The organism is Ensifer sp. (assembly GCF_035999185.1).
In the GTDB taxonomy this organism is placed as follows: domain Bacteria; phylum Pseudomonadota; class Alphaproteobacteria; order Rhizobiales; family Rhizobiaceae; genus Ensifer.
The window spans coordinates 1-1,528 of record NZ_DASYHB010000051.1; the positions used below are offsets into that span (position 1 = coordinate 1).

Below are 1,528 nucleotides of genomic sequence, written 5' to 3' on the forward strand. Positions count from 1 at the left end.
CTTGAGGCTGACCCATGTTGCGACGAACGAGCGGTCCGGCAGCCACACCATGTGACCGGGGCAGAGACGCGGCCGAGCGCGTCGACAAACAAACTGTACTGTTTCGCTTTACCGACCAGTTGTTCCGCTCTCGGACTCTGAGCGAAATCTACGACGCGGCGCTCGATGCCATATGCAGTGCGCTACTGACCACTCGAGCGTCAATTCTCCGCTTTGACCGTGACGGGACCATGAGGTTTGTGGCATGGCGCGGGCTTTCAGATGATTATCGGACCGCCGTGAACGGGCACTCACCTTGGCAGCGGTCGGACCGTGGTGCGCCACCTATTTTTTTCGAGGACGTCAATCGTAGCGGCCTGGAGCCGCAATTGGCCAAGACGATCTCGGCGGAAGGCATTCGTTCGCTTGCCTTCATTCCACTGGCTGGCTCTGCCGAACTCGTTGGCAAGTTCATGGTCTACTATGATGCGGTGCGAATTTTCTCAGAGGAGGAACGCGAAATCGCAGTCACGATCGCGCGCCAACTCGGCTTCGCCATCGAACGGGAGGCGTCGGAGACTGCCTCTCGTCGGTTGATGGCTTTGATTGACTCGTCTGATGACGCGATCATCGCCAAGGATTTGAACGGGATCATCACTGACTGGAATCCTGCAGCCGAGCGGATCTTTGGTTATCGCCGGGATGAAGCGATCGGTCAGTCGATCATGTTGCTGATACCTGAAGCCAGACGTGAGGAGGAGCCGGCGATCATCGAACGGATTCGCGCTGGTCAACACATCAAACACTACGAGACTGTACGCCAACATAAAGACGGCAGTATGATTGACATTTCGCTGACAGTCTCTCCGATTAAGGACGCCGACGGCAAGATCATCGGCGCCTCGAAAATCGCTCGCGACATCGCTGACCGCAAGCTGGCACAAGAACAGCAATTGCTTCTGCTGCGCGAGATGAACCACCGCGTGAAGAATATTTTCGCCCTCACCAGTGGCATCGTCAATCTCAGCGTCCGCTCGGCGAAATCTGTGGATGAGCTTGCGTCCACCGTCACAGAGCGGCTCGCTATGCTGGCGCGGGTTCACAATCTGACCCTGTCTCCGCTCGTGGCAGGTGACGAGCCGGCGCCAACCACCTTGCATTGCTTGATCAGCGCCGTACTCTCACCTTACCAAACCGCCGCGCGGGCCCGGTTTGACATCCGCGGAGCTGACACCGCCGTTCCTTCGAACTTGGTCACGTCGCTGTCTCTTCTACTGCATGAGTTCGCTACGAATGCTGCCAAGTATGGCAGTCTTTCGACTCTTGACGGCATGGTCGAAATCGTCTGCGCTGACGAACAGTCAGAGTTCATTCTTGTTTGGCGAGAATCCGGTGGGCCGCCACCGCAGCCCACCGCGACAGAAGGCTTCGGAAGCCGCCTTGTCAAAGCAACGACAAGTCAACTCGGCAGAATCAACCGCGTTTGGGAACCCTCTGGAGCGGTGATCGAACTCGCCATCGAAAAGAGCCGCCTTACTGAACAAGAGTC

1 protein-coding gene is annotated in these 1,528 nt (G+C 57.3%); it reads left to right on the plus strand.

Translation table 11 applies throughout. The features are described 5' to 3' along the window. Positions 1–14: 14 nt before the first annotated feature. A partial coding sequence (locus VGO04_RS05530; protein ID WP_327494964.1) for a PAS domain S-box protein occupies positions 15–1,528 on the plus strand: 1,514 nt, incomplete at its 3' end.